The 21,837-nt window shown below is 43.1% G+C and carries 15 protein-coding genes; 12 read left to right on the top strand and 3 right to left on the bottom strand.

The window, feature by feature from the left end; all coding sequences use genetic code 11:
- Positions 1-32 precede the first annotated feature (32 nt).
- Positions 33-494: an EVE domain-containing protein gene (locus QSH61_RS00800; RefSeq protein ID WP_102055875.1), complete on the top strand. Its 462-nt coding sequence runs from the start codon at positions 33-35 to the stop codon at positions 492-494.
- Here the strand turns inward: QSH61_RS00800 and QSH61_RS00795 are convergent.
- Entirely contained in the window at positions 491-673 is a 183-nt protein-coding gene (locus QSH61_RS00795; RefSeq protein WP_010374482.1) for a hypothetical protein, read from the bottom strand. The two genes, QSH61_RS00800 and QSH61_RS00795, sit on opposite strands and share 4 nt — an antisense overlap.
- Complete coding sequence (locus QSH61_RS00790; RefSeq protein WP_206472657.1) at positions 673-1,752, bottom strand: potassium channel family protein; 1,080 nt, start codon at positions 1,750-1,752, stop codon at positions 673-675. The genes QSH61_RS00795 and QSH61_RS00790 overlap by 1 nt, the downstream gene beginning before the upstream one ends.
- A gap of 122 nt (positions 1,753-1,874) precedes the next feature.
- On the opposite strand from QSH61_RS00790, the gene QSH61_RS00785 reads away from it, so the two are divergent.
- The 5 genes from QSH61_RS00785 (at position 1,875) to QSH61_RS00765 (ending at position 9,145) form a co-directional block, all read left to right on the top strand.
- Positions 1,875-2,819: a chemotaxis protein CheV gene (locus tag QSH61_RS00785; protein ID WP_206472656.1), complete on the top strand. Its 945-nt coding sequence runs from the start codon at positions 1,875-1,877 to the stop codon at positions 2,817-2,819.
- A 145-nt stretch (positions 2,820-2,964) separates the two neighbouring features.
- Positions 2,965-5,130: a DNA helicase II gene (gene uvrD / locus QSH61_RS00780; RefSeq protein ID WP_206472654.1), complete on the top strand. Its 2,166-nt coding sequence runs from the start codon at positions 2,965-2,967 to the stop codon at positions 5,128-5,130.
- Positions 5,108-7,177, top strand: coding sequence for a tRNA(Met) cytidine acetyltransferase TmcA domain-containing protein (locus QSH61_RS00775; protein WP_206472652.1), 2,070 nt, complete (start codon positions 5,108-5,110; stop codon positions 7,175-7,177). The genes uvrD and QSH61_RS00775 overlap by 23 nt, the downstream gene beginning before the upstream one ends.
- Positions 7,158-8,255 (top strand): ABC transporter substrate-binding protein, encoded by a 1,098-nt coding sequence (locus QSH61_RS00770; RefSeq protein WP_206472650.1) that lies wholly within the window; start codon positions 7,158-7,160, stop codon positions 8,253-8,255. Before QSH61_RS00775 ends, QSH61_RS00770 begins: the two co-directional genes overlap by 20 nt.
- A gap of 41 nt (positions 8,256-8,296) precedes the next feature.
- Positions 8,297-9,145 (top strand): CZB domain-containing protein, encoded by an 849-nt coding sequence (locus QSH61_RS00765; protein ID WP_010607888.1) that lies wholly within the window; start codon positions 8,297-8,299, stop codon positions 9,143-9,145.
- Between the two features lie 97 nt (positions 9,146-9,242).
- On the opposite strand, the gene typA is transcribed toward QSH61_RS00765, so the two are convergent.
- On the bottom strand, positions 9,243-11,063 hold the full coding sequence (gene typA, locus QSH61_RS00760; protein WP_095728606.1) for a translational GTPase TypA: 1,821 nt from the start codon (positions 11,061-11,063) through the stop codon (positions 9,243-9,245).
- Between the two features lie 387 nt (positions 11,064-11,450).
- Between typA and QSH61_RS00755 the strand changes: the two genes are divergently transcribed.
- From QSH61_RS00755 to QSH61_RS00730, 6 genes are all read left to right on the top strand, one after another.
- Positions 11,451-13,895 (top strand): ABC transporter permease, encoded by a 2,445-nt coding sequence (locus QSH61_RS00755; protein WP_227387609.1) that lies wholly within the window; start codon positions 11,451-11,453, stop codon positions 13,893-13,895.
- Positions 13,896-13,940: 45 nt separating this feature from the next.
- Positions 13,941-15,302, top strand: coding sequence for a sigma-54-dependent transcriptional regulator (locus tag QSH61_RS00750; protein ID WP_102055873.1), 1,362 nt, complete (start codon positions 13,941-13,943; stop codon positions 15,300-15,302).
- Positions 15,303-15,495: 193 nt separating this feature from the next.
- Positions 15,496-16,584 (top strand): sensor histidine kinase, encoded by a 1,089-nt coding sequence (locus QSH61_RS00745; protein ID WP_227387611.1) that lies wholly within the window; start codon positions 15,496-15,498, stop codon positions 16,582-16,584.
- A gap of 348 nt (positions 16,585-16,932) precedes the next feature.
- Positions 16,933-18,186: an HlyD family secretion protein gene (locus QSH61_RS00740; protein ID WP_010607884.1), complete on the top strand. Its 1,254-nt coding sequence runs from the start codon at positions 16,933-16,935 to the stop codon at positions 18,184-18,186.
- A 19-nt stretch (positions 18,187-18,205) separates the two neighbouring features.
- Positions 18,206-18,931, top strand: a complete 726-nt coding sequence (locus tag QSH61_RS00735) for an ABC transporter ATP-binding protein (RefSeq protein ID WP_010607883.1) — start codon at positions 18,206-18,208, stop codon at positions 18,929-18,931.
- A gap of 93 nt (positions 18,932-19,024) precedes the next feature.
- Positions 19,025-21,481, top strand: coding sequence for an ABC transporter permease (locus QSH61_RS00730; protein ID WP_010607882.1), 2,457 nt, complete (start codon positions 19,025-19,027; stop codon positions 21,479-21,481).
- Positions 21,482-21,837: the final 356 nt, after the last annotated feature.

Here is a 21,837-nt window from a genome sequence, read left to right as displayed (position 1 = left end):
ACATCATAACTCAAACTATTGGACTAACCCATATGGCTTATTGGCTGTTTAAAACAGAACCCGATGCATTTTCCATTGATGACTTAAAAAACGCGCCTGAGCAGCAAACTTTTTGGGAGGGAATTCGTAATTATCAGGCAAGAAACTTCCTGCGTGACGAGGTTAAGGTGGGTGACTCAGTGTTTATTTACCACTCAAGCTGTAAAGTCCCTGCGGTTGTCGGTATTGCCAAAGTGGTGAAAGCTGCAGAGCCAGATCCACATCAATTTGACTTAAGCAGTGATTATTATGATGCTAAATCAAGCACTGATAACCCTCGCTGGGTAGGTGTCACTCTAGCATATGAGCGGCACCTACGCCCGGTGACCCTGCAAGCGATAAAAGCCAACACTGCGCTCACCGAGCTGGCTCTAAAAAAAGGGGGGCGGTTATCCATCATGCCCATCATCGAACCTGAGTGGCAGGTTATTTTAGAGATGTCGGGGCAAAGCTAACGTTTTGCTTTGCCTTTTTGTCGCCCGTGCTTAGGCACTATGCTAATATATAGCAGCAAAGCGACCCAAGAAAACAGTAGCGTTCCTATCAGCCAGCCGTTTTTTTCATGCCCTTTGCTGCGCTTGCTTCCTGCAACCAAAGCGACAGGAAGTAAGTAAGCGCACACAACAGCAATCATCAAAAAGAGTTCTTCGAACATAGTGATGACCAGTCAACCTCTGATGCAAGCACCCGTTGCGGTGCAATATAGTGCAAAATATCTCCCCCTGTGATGTTGTAATCCAGAGGTGGGTTTAGATCCATATTTAGCGCATTTATATCGTGCGCAACACCGAGCAGCGTCGCATCATGATGCTGTTTAAAATAACCAAAAATATCACCAAAGGTTAAACAGCTTACCTCTGCAGGTAAGGCTAAGCTAAATTGCGTATCGCCGTGTAGCGTCGACAGCAATTCCTCTTGTACTCGGCTTGAGCCTGGGTCTTGCATGGCTCGCACTAAGATTTCCGCAGACATAGATGCTGAGCATTCAACATTTTTACAATGCTCTCTTAAAAGCAGTGCTTTGCTATCGTCCAAGAAGTGCGCGCTAATATGTGCTTCGGGTTTTACTACCCGGCTAAGCTTTAGCGCGGTGGTAAATGTCTGGTTATCATCATCGCCATCAATGATGATTTTGTCAGCCCGCTCGATGTTAATCCGACTTAGCTGTTCGTCATCAGTAAAGCTGGTTAAACGCGCAAATGCGACTTCCGGATAACTCAACAGCGGATGCTCCATGGCCTCGGTGACGGCTAATACGATTTTTCTATCTTCGCGTTTATTGTCACCTAAAATGTAATCCACCATTTTTTTTGTTCTGACATCATGCCAACCAAAAATTACAATGTGGTTTTGCAAATGTGCAAAGTCTTTTTCCCCTGTCATGCCTCTTCTCACCCAATACGTCACAAATTGTCCAGCTTTTCCCAATAACACACCAAATAGCGCAAGGCCAAATGGGATCTGTATTATGGCAACGACTAAACGGCCAAAATCCGTTGTTGCACTAAAGTCTCCGTAGCCAACTGTTGAAGTCGTCACCACGTAGTAATAAAAGAACGTGCTCAGTGGTAATAACGCCGATTCATTGCTGAGCCATAATAACCCCCAGATCACCGACATATGAATGAGCGTTGCCATAAATAACAGTTGCCAGCTGGCCTTATCCACATGAGCCCGCATCAAAACAACTAAGCGCTTAAAAATTATAGGCATATTGCTTCCCTATCAAATACATACTGCTACCTTACTGCAGATTTTAGCCAAAAAACAACACGACATATCGACTTCTTTGATATAGTCTTAGAAAAGGTTACAAGAAGTAATGAGGGGTTAACATGGCTGGCGTATTGGCCTCAGTAAATCAACGCACACAACTGGTGGGTGAAAACCGCCTAGAGTTGCTATTGTTTCATCTTCATAGCCGCCACTTTTTTGCGCTCAACGTCTTCAAGGTAAAAGAAGTTGTTAAGCTCCCTCATCTTAACAAAATGCCCAATGCACACCCTAAAGTGTGTGGCGTAACCAACATCCGTGGCGAGTCTATTCCGGTTATCGATTTACGACAAGCGATATGCATGCCGCCATGCGACCGAGGCAAAGACTGCAACTTAGTGATCACAGAGTACAACCGCTCAGTGCAGGCTTTCTTAGTTGGTAAAGTTGACCAAATCGTCAATACTACGTGGTCCGATATTATGCCAACCCCTAAGTCTGTTGGCCGCAATCACTACCTCACCGCACTGACCAAAATCAAACGTGACGGCGTTGAACACATCGTTGAAATTATCGATGTAGAAAAGGTACTTGCCGAAATCGTCGAATACAAAGTTGAGATCCCGCAAGACATTCTAGATAAAGATATCATCAACGAGTTTCATGGCCGTAAAATTCTACATGCCGATGACTCGCCGACTGCTCGTCGTCAAGTTGCCGATACCTTGGCACAATTGGGCATAGAAATCATCCCAGCGACTGACGGCCAAGAGGCGCTCAATGTGTTAAAACACTGGGCCGACGAAGGTATCGACGTACAAAAAGAGTTACTTGCGGTGATCACCGATGCAGAAATGCCGGTTATGGATGGTTATCGACTCACCTATGAAATTCGCAATGACAGTCGCCTGAAAGACCTTTATGTCATTCTCAATACCTCACTCAGTGGCAGCTTTAATCATGCCATGGTCGAAAAAGTGGGTTGTAATGCGTTTCTATCAAAATTCCAGCCCGATTTATTGGTTACAGAGGTACAAAATCGGTTGAAGGACGTTTTGCAAAAATAAATATAAACACTGTATAAAAAACCAGTTTATGTTTCTTTATAAATCATAACGTTACCTTTACTCGGTTAGGTTTGCTTTGCGATATGCTGGGATTTACGGCAACGACTCGGTATACTTGCCATCATTTGAGCAAATAGGCAAAGCAATGGACGTATCAGAATTACTCGACGGCCTCAACGACAAACAGCGCGATGCAGTCGCCGCACCTCTGCAAAACATGTTAGTGCTCGCAGGTGCGGGGTCAGGTAAAACACGAGTACTCGTTCATCGTATAGCTTGGCTTATGCAAGTTGAGCACGCCTCTGCATTTAGTATTTTCGCGGTAACCTTTACCAATAAGGCAGCCAAAGAAATGCGTGCTCGTGTTGAAGCGACGCTCAATGGCCCTGTTGGTGGTATGTGGATAGGCACTTTCCACGGCCTTGCCCACCGCATGTTACGCGCCCATCACCGTGAAGCTAAATTACCAGAGTCATTTCAAATTCTAGATAGCGATGATCAGCAACGAATGATCCGCCGTTTGCTCAAAGCCATGAATATCGATGAGAAAAAGTGGCCACCTAAGCAGTTAAGCTGGTACATCAGCGCGCGTAAAGACGAAGGATTAAGACCCAAAGATATTCAAGCATGCGATGTCAACGAACAGCTGATGCTGAACGTGTATAGTGCTTACCAAGATGCCTGTGATAGAGCCGGTCTTGTTGATTTTGCCGAGATCCTATTGCGCTGCTACGAGCTATTACAGCAACAACCTACCTTGCTACGTCACTATCAACAACGCTTCCGCCATATGCTAGTGGACGAGTTCCAAGATACCAACAGCATTCAATATTTGTGGCTACGCCTGCTTGCAGGTAGTGACAACAATATCATGATCGTAGGGGATGACGACCAGAGTATTTACGGCTGGCGTGGTGCAAAAATTGAAAACATCAAACGTTTTCTGGACGACTTTAACGCCGAAACGATCCGACTTGAACAAAATTATCGTTCTACTGCAACCATTCTAAAAGCATCCAATGCGCTCATTGAAAACAACGCGGAGCGAATGGGTAAAAGTCTCTGGACTGACGGTAACCAAGGCGAGCCAATTTCAATTTACGCCGCTTTTAATGAACTTGATGAAGCACGCTTTGTGGTTGGCAAAATTAAATCTTGGTTACAGGCTGGCAATGCGCTCAGCGACAGCGCGGTACTCTACAGAAACAACGCACAGTCCCGAGTGTTAGAAGAAGCCTTACTTCAAGAAGGGCTAAAATACCGTATTTATGGCGGTATGCGTTTCTTCGAACGACAAGAGATTAAAGATGCCTTGTCTTACCTTCGTATAATCAGTAATCGTAATGACGACGCGGCATTTGAGCGTGTGATAAACACCCCAACCCGTGGTATTGGTGATAAAACGTTAAGTCATATTCGCGATTGTGCACGTCACGAATCACTCTCACTTTGGGATGCAGCCAAAGCCGTACTTGCGCAAAAGCATTTAGCGGGAAGAGCAGCTACGGCGGTGACAAAATTTATTGAATTAGTCGAGCAGCTAGACGATAAAATTGCCGAGCTTGAACTGGCACAACAAGCACAGACAGCCATTGAGCAGTCAGGTCTCATGGCAATGTATCAAGCCGAAAAAGGCGAAAAAGGCCGCGCTCGAGTGGAAAACTTGGAAGAATTGATCAGTGCTTGTGGTCAGTATGAGCTGCCTATCGATGAAGATTTTACTTCACCATTACAAGGCTTTTTAGCCTATACCTCTTTGGAGGCAGGCGAAGGCCAGGCAGACGAGCACGAAGATGCGGTACAAATGATGACGCTGCACTCGGCCAAAGGTCTCGAGTTCCCATTGGTCTTTATGGTTGGGGTGGAAGAAGGCATGTTCCCATCGCAACAAAGTAATGAAGAGTCAGGCCGCTTGGAAGAAGAGCGCCGCTTGTGCTACGTCGGTATGACACGTGCCATGGATAAGCTTTACATTAGCCACGCAGAAAGTCGCCGCTTGTATGGTCAAGAAAAACATCACAGCCCTTCAAGGTTCTTACGTGAAATTCCTGAAGACTGCATGGAAGAAATCCGGATCAAAACGCAAATTTCTCGTCCGGCTAACTCGGGTCGATTCAGCCCATCAATCAGTCACGCGACCTTTGAAGATAGCGGCTTTAATTTAGGCCAGCGCGTCCTCCATGCCAAATTTGGTGCAGGTACAGTGCTTAACTATGAAGGTGCAGGTGCTCAATCACGCATCCAGGTTAGCTTTGATGATGTTGGTAGTAAGTGGTTAGTAACCGCCTATGCAAGACTTCAAGCACTCTAGTCTTTCACAATTACGTTCTCAGCTTGCCGATGCCCGCCATCGGCAACTCTTGCTTATCACCGGCAGCCAAGCTTGGTGTTACGGGCAGTGTCAGCAGCTACTAGCAAACTCAAACGATAATCTTATCCTAAGTAGCAATAAGACATTAGAAAATGCCGTTTGGCCTGAGCATTTACACCAAATACTCGGACAAGAATTTAGCAACCTAGTCTACGACGGCTTTAGCGGTATTGTGCCTAACAAAATCGCAGCGGCAGCGGGCACGGTAAAAGCAGGCGGCTTACTGCTGTTGTTACTTCCCGAGTTAGATGAACTCGACCACTGGCTAGACCCTGCAATTACCCGCTGGTGCTCAGAGGGGCAAACGCCCAAACACAGCCACTTTTTAAAAAGGTGGCAGCAGCTCTGGCAGCAACGAACAGTTTGGCATATCAGTGAACACTTTGGAGCTCAATTGCCCTCAGCGTATCTTGCTACAAGTTCAGTGGTTAGTGGTATTGAAGAGCAACAAATTGTACTTGCGCAACTCTCCGCAATATTGGAAAGCCAGCAAACACCTGTATTACTGAGTGCAGATAGAGGTCGAGGGAAGAGCGCGTTATTAGGTCTCTTGGCATCAAAGCATCCTACACAACAATTTGTTATTTGTAGCCGCCATTTTCATGCGCTGCATAGTTGCTTTAGCATGTTTGCTCAAACACTCAATACCGAGGTTGATGTAAAAACGAAGAAGCTGGCTAATCTCAGCTATATGGCACCAGATGCGTTACTACAACAAGCCTCTACGCTTGATAGCAATACGATTATTTTGGTAGATGAGGCAGCTGCCCTGCCAGTTCCATTTTTAATACAAATCACTCAACTTGGTTTTCGCTGCATTTTTTCCAGCACCTTAGTTGGTTATGAGGGTAATGGTAGAGGCTACACGTTACGGTTTAAACGCTACTTAGAATCACATTACCCAAGTTATCTTGATTTCACCTTGTCGACTCCTATTCGTTATGCGTCAGATGATCCACTGGAGCAGCAGATCAGGGATTTATTTGTACTCGAGTGTAAAGCGACATCACCCATATTCACTTCATCAACCACAATGCGTGCTATTTCCCAGAGTGAATTGGTAGAAAATAGCCAGTTACTTGAGCAAGTATTTTCACTGCTCGTTTTAGCGCATTATCAAACCAGCGTCGATGATTTACGGCAATTATTAGATGCACCCGATCTGCGCTTACAAGGTGCGTTTTGCAATAACGAACTAGTAGGTATTTGCCTTGCTGTCATCGAAGGCGAACTCGCTTCAGATCTCGCAGAAGATATTCTAGTAGGAAAACGAAGACCCACAGGCCATCTCTTGGCGCAGCAGCTAACGACAAGCTTGGGTGATAGCCGTTTTGTCACCGAAAAAAGCGCAAGAGTTGTTAGAATAGCCGTGCACCCGGATGTACAACAGCAAGGAATTGGCAGTCAATTACTTGAATGTTTTGAAACCACATTACCAGAAGATATCAGTTACATAGGAACCAGTTTTGGCCTTACAGCGCCATTGCTTTCATTTTGGTCACAACGTCACTATCAGCCGATGAAACTGGGATTTAAGCAAGATAAGGCCAGTGGCGAGTATGCAGTTTTGATGTTCAAAAAAATCCGAGGCGACTTAGACAACGCCTATACTCGAGTATTCAAACAAGCTTTTTTCTATCAGTTGCGCTCGCACTATCAACAACTCGATACTGAGGTGGTGAGCGCGCTATTGGCGACCTTACCCTTTGAACATATAACTAATGAGCAGCTAGATTATTTGCGCTATTTACGTAAAAGCAACCCGGTTGAGCAACAAGTATGTCCTTTTTTATGGCAGTTGATCACAACCGATCCTCGATTGCTTAAAAACTTAACTAAAGTTTCCAAAGCATTAGTGATTCGTCTAATATTACAGCAACATTCGACCCACGTCGTAATTAATTTGCTTGGGTTATCTGGTAAAAAAGCCCTCACCACAACGCTAAGAGAGACAGTACGGCAAGTATATGAGTATTTTCGGTGTTAAATTTTTACTATTCACTTTTGCTTCTGCTGTACTGAGCTTTGCAGCTTCCGCTCAACCTGTGGTGAAAATTGGTATGTCCACCGCACTCTCAGGTCCTGCAAAAGAGATTGGTCAACAACTAAGGGCTGGTGCTGAGCTACATTTTAACTTTTATAACCAGCATAAAACGGATGGCGCAGCTAAGATTGAGTTGCAGGTGCTAGATGATGGCTATGAGCCACACAAAACTGTAACCAATGCTCGTAAGCTCGTTTATAAAAATAAGGTCGATGCATTATTTGGCGTTATGGGCACCCCAACCTCTTACGCTATAAAACCAATTTTAGAACACTCTAAAGTTCCCTTTCTTATGCCATATACTGGCGCTGAGTTTCTCCAAGATCCTATTACTTTTAATGTGTTTAACCTCCGCACTAGCTATAATAAAGAGGCTCAAGATATCATCCGCTACTTCGTCGATGAACAAAAACTCAAGCGAGTCGCTTTACTCATACAAGCCGATGAATTTGGTCTCACCGTAGAAAAAAGCCTTACCAAAGCGTTAGCTGAACGTGGATTCAAACCTGTTGTGATAACCCGTTTTAGACGAAATACTGATGATATTGAGCGAGCACTTGAGCAAGCACAGCGCCATAAAATTGAAGGCTTGGCTATGGTCGGCACCTACACGCCACTGTCTAAGTTTATCAATCGTGCCATGGAAGTTGGCCTAGAAACACAATACGCCACGGTTTCATTTGCCTCCTCCAATGAGCTATTCGCTAGACTCAGAGGCAAGCCCAAAGTATTAGTCACCGAAGTTGTGCCTGACCCAGCGATTTGTAAGGGTAAGCTTTGTGACACTTTTCGCGAAGCAGTTCGCAATAGCACGCTTTCCCAAAACGAACAGGTATTCGAAGGCTATCTCAATGCCTACTTGTTGACGACTGCTATCCAGCAATGTGATCTGCCTATTGACAGCAATTGCCTACTAAACGCATTACAACACGAGTTGGAGCATAACACCGTTATTAAAGAGGTATTTATGCTCCAGCCAGCGCAAAAGAAATTGCCAGTTTACCGTTCCTTTTTCCAATAATGTTCTATGCTTAGTTGATACTGACCATATGCGAGGCTGACATGGATTTAATTAACTTTCGCGTCGGGAAAAAAACAATATCACTGCAAATCCTCGATATTCTATTAACTGAACGCTACGAAGAAAATTTAACGGATTTACCCAATGACAACCCCAGCTTCTTGGGCGTCAAAGATTACATGGGCGTACCGACCCCTATTTTTGATTTAGGGATCATATTGAACAAACGCTCTTCCTATGAGACCAATCAAGAATTGGTCAGCATGCTACAGCAGCGAGAGCAAGATCATAAAGAATGGCTTGTCGCACTCGAAGCAAGCATTTTTAACGATGTCCCCTTCACTAAAGCCAAAGATCCAAAGCAATGTGCTTTTGGACAGTGGTATTACGGCTTCAAAACTGAAAATGACGATCTTAAAGCACTACTGAGTCGCTTCGAAGAACCACATGCAAAACTACATTCATTAGCGGATAAACTATTAGTGATGTGCGCACAGGGACATAAACAAGAAGCCATAGATACTCTCGCTCGTGAAAAGAGCACCACTTTTAATAAACTCATAAGATTGTTTGAATCAGCCCGTGATCAGATCATGCTTGACCATAAACCTATCATCGTCTTTACCACTCAAGATGGCCAAAGTCCGCATATCGGTTTGCTTGTCGATAAGGTAGAAGATAACGTTCACTGTGACGAAAGCGATATTAAATCACTACAGGAAATGACCAGTATTGGTTTTGAAATCGATGCGCAAACCAAAAAGTTGATGAAGGGTTTGGTCAAGATGGGAAAACGTCACAGCGTATTGATTGACCCTAGCGCCATTTTCCGCCCAGAACATTTACAAAATTATGAGCCAGAAGAAACAGAAGAGTACGGCTTGTTTTAGATTCAGCAAATGGAGCACAAAAAAACGCCGCAAAATTGCGGCGTTTTTTGTATTCTAAGTAGCCTGCTTCGAGATAACTTGTTATCCCAAGCTCAGGTTACTTAGCTTGGCGGCTAGCGCGTTTACGCTCGCTTTCAGTCAATAATTTCTTACGAATACGGATGCTTTCAGGCGTTACTTCTACTAGCTCGTCGTCATCGATGAACTCAAGCGCTTGCTCTAAAGACATAACAACAGGTGGCACAAGGTTTTGTGCTTCATCAGTACCAGATGCACGTACGTTTGTTAACTGCTTACCTTTAAGCGCGTTTACCGTTAGGTCGTTATCACGGCTGTGAATACCAATAACCATACCTTCGTACACTTCAACACCGTGACCAATAAATAGGCGACCACGCTCTTGTAGGTTGAATAGTGCGTTTGTTAGCGCTTTACCTGCTGCGTTAGCGATTAGTACACCATTTTTACGCTGACCGATGTTACCGCCTTTGTGTGGGCCGTAATGTGAGAACGTGTGGTACATCAAACCAGAGCCAGATGTTAACGTCATAAATTCAGTTTGGAATCCGATTAGACCACGCGCAGGCATCATGAAGTCCATGCGTACACGACCTTTGCCGTCAGGAGACATGTCAGTCATTTCCGCTTTACGCAGACCAAGCTGTTCCATGATAGAGCCTTGGTGTTCTTCTTGACAGTCAATAGTCACTGTTTCGTACGGTTCTTCCAGCTGACCATCAACATGGCGCAAGATTACTTCTGGACGAGATACTGCAATCTCGTAGCCTTCACGACGCATGTTCTCGATAAGAATACCTAAGTGAAGCTCACCACGACCAGATACACGGAAGCTATCTGGGTTATCTGTTTCTTCAACACGTAGTGCAACGTTGTGCACAAGCTCAGCTTCTAGACGCTCAAGAATGTTACGTGAGGTTACGTATTTACCTTCTTGGCCTGAGAATGGAGACGTGTTCACAGAGAAAGTCATTGTTACTGTCGGTTCATCAACAGACAATGGTGGTAGTGCTTCGACATTATTCTGACAACAGATAGTGTCAGAGATTTTCAGCTCACCAAGACCTGTAATTGCGATAATATCACCAGCCGTTGCTTGCTCAACTTCGTGACGGTCAAGACCTAAATAACCAAGTACCTGGCCAACTTTACCATTACGTGTCTTACCATCAGCACCGACAATAGTCACTTGTTGGTTAGGTTTAACTGAACCACGTTTGATACGACCAACACCGATAACACCAACATATGAGTTGTAATCAAGCTGAGAAATTTGCATCTGGAACGGACCTTCAGGATCCGCGTTAGGCGCTTCAACTTCGTCTACGATAGCTTGGAACATTGGTTCCATGTTGTCAGACGGTTCATCAAGATCAAGTGTTGCCCAACCGTTGATTGCTGATGCGTAGATCACTTTAAAGTCTAGCTGTTCGTCAGTTGCACCTAAATTATCAAATAGGTCGAAAACTTGGTCCATTACCCAATCAGGACGAGCGCCCGGCTTGTCAATTTTGTTGATTACAACAATTGGCTTAAGACCCTGAGCAAACGCCTTTTGCGTTACGAAACGCGTTTGTGGCATCGGACCTTCTTGCGCGTCAACTAGTAGTAATACTGAGTCAGCCATCGAAAGAACACGTTCTACTTCACCACCGAAGTCGGCGTGTCCTGGAGTATCTACGATATTGATACGGTAGTCGTTCCACTTGATTGCGGTATTTTTTGCAAGGATGGTGATACCACGCTCTCTTTCAAGATCGTTTGAGTCCATCACTCGCTCTTCATTACCACCGCGCTGCTGTAGTGTACCTGATTGCTCAAGTAGCTTGTCTACAAGCGTTGTTTTACCGTGGTCTACGTGCGCGATAATCGCGATATTTCTTAACTTTTCGATGCTCATATTATTACTCAGTGAAGTTGGCCCTCAGTGATCCTAGTCGATCTACGCAAAAATGCGCGTTGAGATTGCCCGATTGAGAATTAAAGGTCGCGTATTATCTACTATTAATGTGACAGATGAAAGTTTATCCAACATTTTTTTCAATAATCCTCATCAGAAACTCATAAATCAATGGCAGAGTATCGGATCACCACAGTCTAAGCGCAGTCACAGTCCATTTATGGTCTTTTATCGTCCGATAATGGACTAAATGATTGCAATAAAAATGTAAATTCTATATTTATCAAAAAGATAAATTCTGGCATACGCGTTGCTGACCTTGTTCTATTTGAGTGACATGTCTGTTACAGAATACAGACGGATATCGTGAGCGGATTTGGGGTAAAAATGGTAATACATTCTATTAAAATGGCCTGGCAAAGACTTCAATGCCACATTAGTTATGCGTTAACAATCACGCTCACTCTAGCAATGACGCTAGGCGCATTGGTATCAATGTATAATCTAAATTATCAACTTCTCGCAGCTCCACTTCCCTATCCTGATTCTGAACGCCTAATGCTAATGCGTGGTGAATTAGTTGATGACCATAATGAGGTGAAACAGAGCAACTTTATTCCTCATGCGGGGAGTTTAGAGGCATATAACAAACAAACACAATTCTCTGATATCGAAATCATGGCCATTCAGAATATTAGTATTGATGTTGAACAAAGTTTACCGAGCAGTCCTACATTTAACATCGGTGCTATTACCCCTGAGTTTATGCCATTACTCAATGCGCCACTGGCATTGGGGCGTTACTTTAGTGCTGATGAAGGGGTCGGTAGTCAGCAACCCGTTGCAATCGTTTCATACCAAGTATGGAAGCGTTACTTCGGTGGTAACCCTGATATTTTAGATAAAACGCTCGTATTCAAAGGCGTTAGTTTTAAAATAGTAGGTGTTACTGATAAGCAATTTATTGAACCCGTATTATCAACACCCAACTGGTATACTGATGTATGGATTAGCTATGACTACAATGATTCACCAGCTCCGACATGGCAAAGGAATAATATCCAGACATATCAATTGCTAAAGTTACATGATGTGCAACATGCACGTCGCGCAAAGCTGTCTCTTGAAAACTGGCTCAACGAACAACTACAACAACAAACTGCTGGTGAACAAGCATTTGCCAACAGTAAAGTACATCTCAAATTTATCCCCGTTAAACATCGTATTATCGGTGAAGCATCGCAAGTGAGTATTATGATGTTGTTAGGGAGCCTTGTATTGCTGTTAATAGCATTGAGTAATATTTGTAGTTTAGTGCTATCACGTGCAGCAGAGCAACAAAAGAGCTTTGCTATTCAGGCCGCTTTGGGTGCAAAACCAAATCACCTATTTTTGCATATTGCAATAGAGCTAGGACTGCTGTTTATAACAGCCGCAGCATTGTCGCTGTTCATTGCCGAAGGGATCATCGAGCTGCTAAAGTCAGGAGTAGCTGGCCCATTAGCACGCCTACAAGAACTCAATCTAGAGATGCATACTATTGCATTTGCCTTCTTAGTCAGTATTACGGTGTGTTTACTCCTTTCTTGGATAGTAAGCCGGCAACTTAACTACCGCCATATTGTTCAGCAACTGCAAAGTAGTGGTAAAGGAACCAGCGTTCAAATCTCCGCAACGACTCGCACTTTACTAATCTCGTTTCAGTTATTTATCTGTCTTTCACTCCTCACTATTTGCATTGGGATATTCCAAACAAGCTGGCAAAACTTACAACGTGATACAGGGATTAGGGAACAAAATACCTATCAAGTCGCGCTTAACTTAGGCACTCTATTAGAACAAATGAGTCGGGAAGAGCGTCAACAATTACTCCTATCTGCCGTTGACTCATTGGCGAAGCTACCCCACGTCGCAACAGCTGGTATTGGGGGTTACCCGCCAATTTCCTACTGGTTGCCTGGCTTTTCTGACCGCCAGATGCAACTTGAACCGGGAATAGAAAAGAATGCTTTTGAGTATCAACGCACGACTGGTACGTCAACTTACTTCGACACCTTTGGTGCTAAACTTACCAGTGGGAGATCCTTTACCATGAAAGAAGCCATTAATAGTGATCCTGTCGTTATTGTAAATCAAACACTCGCTAAACGACTGAAAGAACAGGGACAAGTACTAGGTGCAAAATTATACCCACGTAATAGTCATGAGAGTTTAGAAGTGGTGGGTGTCGTTGATGATATCTATCTTCCTAAACAGCTGCACATCGCGAGAGTTTTTACACCAGCAATACCGACAGGTTACCCTTTCATTTTAATTCAAACCAAGCCTCACTCTACAATTAGCAGAGCGGAAATCAATCAAGTATTAACACGTATTCACCCTCAGATGCGCGTTTACAACTTCCAATCTACAACTGAGCTTCTAGCGGCACATTTACAGCAAGAACGTGTAATCAGTATCTTCACCTTAACACTTTCTGTGATTGCACTTGCACTCGCTGCGCTTGGTATCTATGGTGTATGTAAATACAATATGGCATTACGACGCTTTGAGCTAGGTGTCAGAATGTCATTAGGCGCAACACCGATTGCCATATTTTCACTCGTGTTAAAGGATAATTTACGACCTATTCTAGCTGCCGTATGCACCTCAATCTTGGTATTATTGAGTATTTCGATGCTTCAGGATACGCTTGTACCTGTTACAATAAATAGCGCTATCCATTGGTTAGTTTCTTTCACTTTAGTCGTTATTCTAGTCGTTGGTGTTGCGCTACTATCCTTAAAAAGTATTATTACCCGCCCAGCATTACACTCGCTTCGCGGAGAGTAATGCGGCTGTTGATGGTATGATAATAATAAATCAAGGAAGCTTGCTGTGAGCGTTAAACCACTAATATTGCTAGTAGAAGATAATAGAGAAGTTAGGTTGGCCGCACGATTTGTATTAGAAGATTTAGGCTTAGCTGTCGAGGAAGTTGAAAATCCAGTACAAGCACTGACTTTTCTAGCACAGAATAAGCCTAAGTTAATCTTGCTCGATATGAACTTTGAACTAGATTCAACATCGGGGCAGGAGGGTTTAAAGTTTTTAAGACAGCAGCAGCAGCTTGGCAATACGACACCTATTGTAGCAATGACAGCCTGGTCACATACAGAGCTTGTTGTGCAAGCTATGCAATTAGGTGCTGCTGATTTCTTAGAAAAGCCATGGAAAAATCAACGTTTCGAACAAGTAATCCGGTATCAGCTACAGCTCAGTGATTTAACTAATAAAAATCAAGGGCTTCAGCACGCGCTAGCTGGAGATGCTAAACCCGTACTTTGGCGTAGTAAAACAATGAAGCAGCTCATGGAGCAGCTTGAAGTGATGGCCCCTACTGATGCTAATATTCTACTGACTGGGGAAAATGGTGTAGGTAAGAGCCTTATAGCCCAGTGGATCCATCAGCACTCACACCGTTCAACGCATCCGTTTATTTCTGTCAATATGGCGACAATCCCAGAGCAACTCTTTGAGAGCGAGCTTTTTGGACATACAAAAGGTGCATTTACGGATGCTAAATCAGACCGTGCAGGACGATTTAAACTCGCGAATCTTGGTACTTTGTTTTTAGATGAGATTGGTACCCTGCCTCTAGCGCAACAAAGCAAGTTACTTCGGGTATTAGAATCCAGAGAATATGAACCTGTTGGCTCAAGCACTACTGAAGTGGCTAATGTAAGGCTAATTAGTGCCACCAATGCAAAGCTTGAACAGCTAATATCACAAGCTGAGTTTCGCCAAGATCTCTTCTATAGAATCAATACTTTTACCATAGAAATTCCTCCATTGAGAACGCGGCCTGAGGATATTGAATTATTGGCAGAGCATTTTATAAAAACCCACGGTAACCGATACGGGAAAAATGAATGTAGCCTCACTCCCGCAGCACTCAATCAATTAAAACTTTATGACTGGCCAGGAAATACTAGAGAGCTGGGGCACTTACTAGAGCGAGCAGTTCTATTAGCTCAAACAGATGAAATAGGGCCGGAGCAATTACATATGAGCACACCATCGCAGCTTACACAAAATCATTCAGAAGCATTACCTCTGATCACATTAGAACAAGCGGAACAACAATTAATCACACAGGCTTTGAATAATACGGCAGGAAATAAACAACAAGCGGCTGAATTACTGGGTATTACTAAACAAGCACTCTACCGACGCCTTGAGAAATATGAGCTTAACTAAAGAACCGTTAGCTCGGTATTTTGTAGTAAAGTTTTTACTGCTGGTAGTACTTGAAATTGTAGGCATTTGCGTTTTGAGTTGGCACTTAGACGTGCACATTTCGGCATCCATAACTTTATATTCACTACTAATAATTGTCATTTTTATTCTGTGTCAAGGCTTGCTGGTAAGACAGCTCTACAATCGTTGTAAATTGTCTTTTGAACGCTGCGGTTATCAAGTCGAAGCATGGTTAAAACGTGATTTTAGCCTAAGAGCTAAACCCACATTTTCTTCGGGTGTTGTCGCGCAATTGCACAACCAACTGAATGCGCTCTCTGACATGTTGCAAAGTGAAAAAACGGATGAAGATGTCCAATCGTTTTTGGTCGCTGAGCTTATCAGTGTGTTGAATACCCCCATACTGATCTTTGATCAACGCATGCAACTTTGTTTTGGCAATGAAGAGTGCTACCAATTATTCCAAAAACCATGGCAAACTTTACGCTATAGTCGCCCTGAATCGCTTGGGCTAAGTAATACGCCACAGTGGCACTTTGTTGACCTTGGACTCAACAAGCGCTGGCAAGTTAGACACAGTACATTTACAAACCAAGAACACACTTATCATCTCGTTATTTGTATAGATATACAACATGCATTGCGAAATCAAGAGCTACAGGCTTGGCAACGCTTGATTCGTGTCATTAGCCATGAAATACGTAACTCACTTACACCAGTAACTGCCTTATTAGAAAGGTTGCAAACCCGCATCAACGATCCTAGAGATAGCCAAGCTTTCGATATTGTCTTAGAGCGCTGTTTTCACTTACAGGACTTTATTCAAAAGTACACACAATTAAACCAACCAATAACAGTGACGATCCAGCGCCTATCGGGCACTGATCTCATAAAAATGGTACAAGGTATGTTTCCGGACCAACAGTGGCAAGTAGAGCTTTCTCCCGTTTACTTTCACGTTGATCCAACCCTGTTTAAACAAGTGATTATTAATATTGTTAAAAATGCCATAGAAGCTAGCCCGAGAGACTCAAAAATAACACTTCGGTTGTATACCACCAACAATACCGCTGTTTTTGAAGTTTTAGATGAAGGAAGCGGTGTAGCTAATAGCGATAACCTTTTTGTTCCATTTTATTCTACAAAACAAAAGGGCGAAGGTATCGGGCTCTATATCAGTCGTTACTTCGTTGAGCATATGTCCGGATCCATAAGCTTAACCAACCGCTCTGATAGGCCTGGAGCTCTTTGCCAAGTGCTCATTCCAGTACCACTTAGTTAATCTAAACATCGGAAAATTAGGGTCTGTTGGCCTTTCAAGGTTAAATTTGCAGCAGCCTGTGTGGTATTTAGGCAAGACTGAGCCTATGTAGTGTGGTTGTTCCCCATAAATAAGCGATAACGCAGTATGGAGGTCAAGGCAGAAAAACAGTTATGCCATGCCTCATTTCATAATAAATAGCGCCATTCTTGTTCCACAAATTGCTGGTCCGATTTACTCATCCGCATAGTCCAGAACCGGACTTTACTTATCCAAATAAAAATAAAACAACAAACAAAACAACAACATACAAATGGCACACTGTTTGCTTACATCAAGTTATCAATCCGATAAAAAAGGCAACTAAAGGTGGATGTAATAAAAAAGAAACAAGCTAAGCCATTACGTAAACTGTTTATACTCATAAGCATTCCTGTGGTACTTGTATCTATTTGGTTCATGATGGGGAAACTTTCAGATCAGACCAGTACTAAGCTTGAAAGGCATTCAATTATCATTGGCAATGTACAGCGCGGTAACCTTGACGTTGAAGTGACAGGCTATGGTGTACTTCGCTCAAATAAGCAAAAACTAATTACCGCACAAGACCCCGCAACAGTAAATGAAATATTAGTGCGCCCCGGCGGTGAAGTACTACCTGACACCATTATTTTAAAGATGCAGGATCCAGACCTGACGCAGCAGCTAGCCAGCGCAGAAATGGAATTAAACAGACAAAAAGCCAACTTCCGCCGACAAAAACTCGCAAACCAACGAGAGCTTCTCATGGAAGCTGCGACGTTAGCGGAATTAAAAAGTGAGCATCAGTCTCTAGCTATGCGCCGCGAAGCACAGCAGGAGCTCAGGGATCAGGGAGTTGTACCTGCAATTGAGGTAAAAACCGCAGAACTTGAAGAAAGGCAGCTTGCTGAACGTGTAAAGTTACAACATCAGCGTATAGAGCAGTTAAAGTTACTGCATAAAGAAGACTTAACTATTTCACAGGAATTAATAAATCAAGCTAATTCCATTCTCGCACGACTTATAGAAAGAGAAGCTAAGCTCACCGTTCGCGCTGGAACTGAAGGTGTTTTACAACGATTGGCTGTAGAACTAGGACAAAGTGTTGTGGCTGGCCAAGAGCTAGCGCAAGTAGGTAGTAGCGCAGATCTTCAAGCACTTGTTCGTGTTTCACAATCTAAAGCCGAGCAAATACGAGTGGGTCAACCTGCGGTTGTAAACACTAGACGTGAGAAAGTGCAAGCAACTGTTACTAGGATCAGCCCTCAAGTACAGGAAGGGACAATCGAAGTCGAGCTCACCTTCAACGATGCCGTACCAGAATCTGCAAGACCAGAACTCAACGTGGACGCAACAATCATGACACATTCATTACAGGACGTGTTATACGTCGAGCGCCCTAGTAATACTCATCCCCACACCCAACAATCTATTTTCGTTTTAGATAGTGCAGGAGAGTATGCCAACTCAACATCTGTTTCATTCGGTATTGACGCTGGCAACTATATTCAAATAGAGGAAGGTATTGGCTTAGACCAACAAGTTATTCTCTCCGATACCACCTCTTTCAAAACAGCGCAGAAAATAAGAATAATTCAGTAATTTAATAGGATAACAAACTATGAAAGAAGCAATATTGAAAATGTCAGGCATCACTAAGGTGTTTAGCACAGAGGAAATGGAAACGCACGCGCTGAGAGGAATAGACCTCGAAATATATAAGGGTGATTTCGTCTCAATATGCGGTCCATCAGGTTGTGGTAAATCAACTCTCCTTTCCATATTGGGGTTACTAGATACGCCTACAGATGGAAGTTATCAGGTTGAGGGAATAGAAGTAAGTAAATTAAGCTTGAGTGAAGCTGCACATATACGGAACCAAAAGGTTGGCTTTATATTTCAATCATTTAATCTGATAGATGAACTGACCGTATTTGAAAATATTGCACTTCCATTGCGTTATCGCAAAGAGCCAATGACCGAGGTTGAGATCACACAAGCGGTTACCAGCTGCCTTACAAAAGTAGACATGGGCCATAGAGCTAGCCACCGCCCTAATCAACTTTCAGGCGGACAGCAACAACGTATTGCTATAGCCCGCGCTTTGGTTGGCAACCCTGCGTTACTGCTTGTAGATGAGCCGACTGGTAACCTTGACTCAAAGAACGGTGATGCCGTGATGGATATGCTCAAAGCGCTAAATTTAGAAGGCACCACATTGTGCATGGTTACGCATGATCCGAGGTATGCAGATATGGCAACACGAAAGCTGCACCTATTAGATGGCAAGATTTTAACTCCTCAAGAACAGAGCACTGAAAAGCATTCGGAGCCGTTGGCTAGCTAAATAACCATAAGAATACACAAGGAAGCTTAAAATGTACGAACCGCACTTCGAATTGCCAATTTTGCTCGTCACACAGCCGGTGAGGAGCTCAACATGTTGAAACAAGAGATCCAATCATGCTTATACTCTCTTAGCAAAGCAAAAATATTTACCCTTACTATAATTATAACTCTTGGAATTACTTTGGGCACGCTTATTGCCATGTTCAACTTAAACTTCCAGATTCTCGCAGCCCCCCTGCCATACCATGATAGTGAGAAATTATATGTCTCTAAGACAAACCACTACATAAAAGATAAAATTGAATTTGAAGACTACACCCCAATGCCAATTTTGGTCGAGGCGTATAAAAACGAAAAATCAGATCACATTCAAACTGCACTTTTTGCCTATGGTGAAGAAGTAATACGAAGCCGTGCCGATACCCCTCGGGTGAATGTTGCTTACACCACTCCAGAGTTTATGCCCCTTTTGGGTTTCAATTTCGAGCTTGGTCGTGGTTTTTCTGATGAAGAAGGTATCGATAGTATATCACCTGTAGCGGTGCTTTCTTACCACTCTTGGCAAACGTACTTTGGCGCAGATCCACAGGTTTTGGGAAAAACGTTCCAGATAGATCAAGTTAACTTCAGAATTATTGGCGTACTTTCAGAGAATACACCTGAGCCAGAGCTATATACTCCAGGCAGACTAACAAGTATTTGGCTTCCATGGGATTACCTTCCATCCTATCGACGAGATGCTCAGCAATGGGGATTGACAGGCCCAAACAGACACATTTTAACTAAAATTTTAGCGGATGAAGATATCGCGAAGCTGAATCACCAACTGACAAATAAATATAACGGGCGTTTTAAAGCAGAAACTGCAGGTCGTTCATTTTTTAATGATATGACTATCACTTTTGAGCTAAAACCATTAAAAGAAAAAATCCATGGCGACAGTGCATCAAGAACAATTTGGTTATTAGTTGGTGCATTTTGTTTGACGCTAATCGCTTGTGCCAATATCGCCAATTTAGTGCTCGCAAGAGCAGTAAATCAGCAGCGGACTATGTCCATAAAAGCGGCTTTAGGCGCTCAACGAAAACAGATCGTTCGAGGCATTTTTATTGAGCTTGCGACATTAACTCTCTTATCAGCAATTTTAGCATTAGGTGTATCGGAGCTGTGCTATTACCTATTAAAATTAATTGCAACAGACAGCTTACCTAGTGTTGCACGCTTAACAACTAATGTGCCGTCAGTCATATTTTGTTTAACTCTTTCAGCATTATTAGCTTGGCTAGGTGCTTGGCTTATCAGTGCCAAAATTAACTTCAGTAAACTAAACGCTCAAATACAAAGTAGTGGTAAAGGTACCAGCATCCAAGTGAAATCAAGTACCCGTTCAGCACTAATTTTCAGTCAGATCTTTCTTGCTAGTTTATTACTGATTTCTTGCTTTCAAATCTTTATAAACTCATGGTCATTGCTAAGCCAGGCTCCCAATTTCGTAAGTAAAGATCGTTACCAAGTGGAATTGAATCAGCTTTTCGAACCAAGGCCAAGTCGCGCTGAAAGAGATTCATATTATAGTACGAGAAGACAACAACTACTTGATATTGTAAGCGAGATAAGAGCCAACCCTAGAGTTGTATCTGCAAGCTTAACTACAGGTACGCCTGTCGAGTTTGGTATTAGTACTTTCTTAAGCCCAGACTCTGGGTTTGAGAATCAGTATTCTGTCTCTGGCAACTTAATTGATGAAGCGTATATACCAACGTTACAGTTAGACATTCTCCAAGGTCGCAATTTTACTCGAGAAGACGTGTATAATCGCTCTCCTTACCTCATTGTAAATAAAGAGTTTGCCAATAAGTTAAAGCCGGGTGGCGATGTAGTTGGTGAGCGTTATTACTGGTTAAATGGACGCCGTACAATTCAATATGAAATTATTGCCGTCACCGAAGATCTAAACCTACCGGAACAAAATAACTCAGCCAAAATGTGGGCTGTAGATAATATCGAGCGTTACGCTCCTTCTTTTATCATAGAAGTAGATTCAAACCAGCAGCTTACTCCCCAATTTATAAATAGTATTATCGCGAAGACCACACCCACGTGGCGAGTCTCGGATATTCAACCACTTGAATCACAATTAGCAAATTCTCTTGCGCTTCATTACATCGCTAGTTGGGCATCTCTAGCTTTGGCAATAGTGACACTTTCAATCGCCGTGATTGGTATATATGGCGTATTAAGTTATGGAATTAGCATGAGAAAATTTGAACTCGGGGTTCGTATGGCTATTGGAGCGTCACCACTTACTATTGTGAAAGGTGTGATCTTAGAGAACTTTAAGGTCATCATACTCGCGCTAATTGGAGCTGCAATCATAGTTTCAGGCGTTGCAGTGTGGATAACTTCAACCCGTTTCACATTCGCTCTTTCAACAACAGGATTAATATTACCAATAGTTACTATTATTGCAGTAACTGCGTTTACATCCACACTTGCTGTTTGGGGGATTATCAGAAGACCGGCAATTTATTCCCTACGAGATCAATAACTGCCCATCTAAGCACCCAGAACTCGGATTGAGAAACTATTATTCCGAGTTCTGCTTTCCCTCAATAAACATTCTAAAAAGCTATTAATTAACACGCTACGAGATGTAATCCACCTAAGTGAATTTTAGCCAGAACGCAGAATTTGCAGTCAAGCAACTTATACGAAAATTGATGAATTAAGCGCAGTGTGATGGCCTCTCGCATCAATGCCATTGATTAGTATCTTTACCTTGCTGTTAGGCCTACACCGAATAATTATGCTGTGCCAGTTTTAGCTTGTACAAGTGTTGATTACATTAAATAACCTGAGCTTGGGATAACAACTTGTTCTCTAGCAGCTGTTATCCCTTACTAC

The organism is Pseudoalteromonas sp. JC3, from assembly GCF_030291895.1.
Taxonomy (GTDB): domain Bacteria; phylum Pseudomonadota; class Gammaproteobacteria; order Enterobacterales; family Alteromonadaceae; genus Pseudoalteromonas.
Note: the sequence above shows the minus strand (reverse complement) of the source record. Positions and strands in the feature narration are given on the sequence as shown.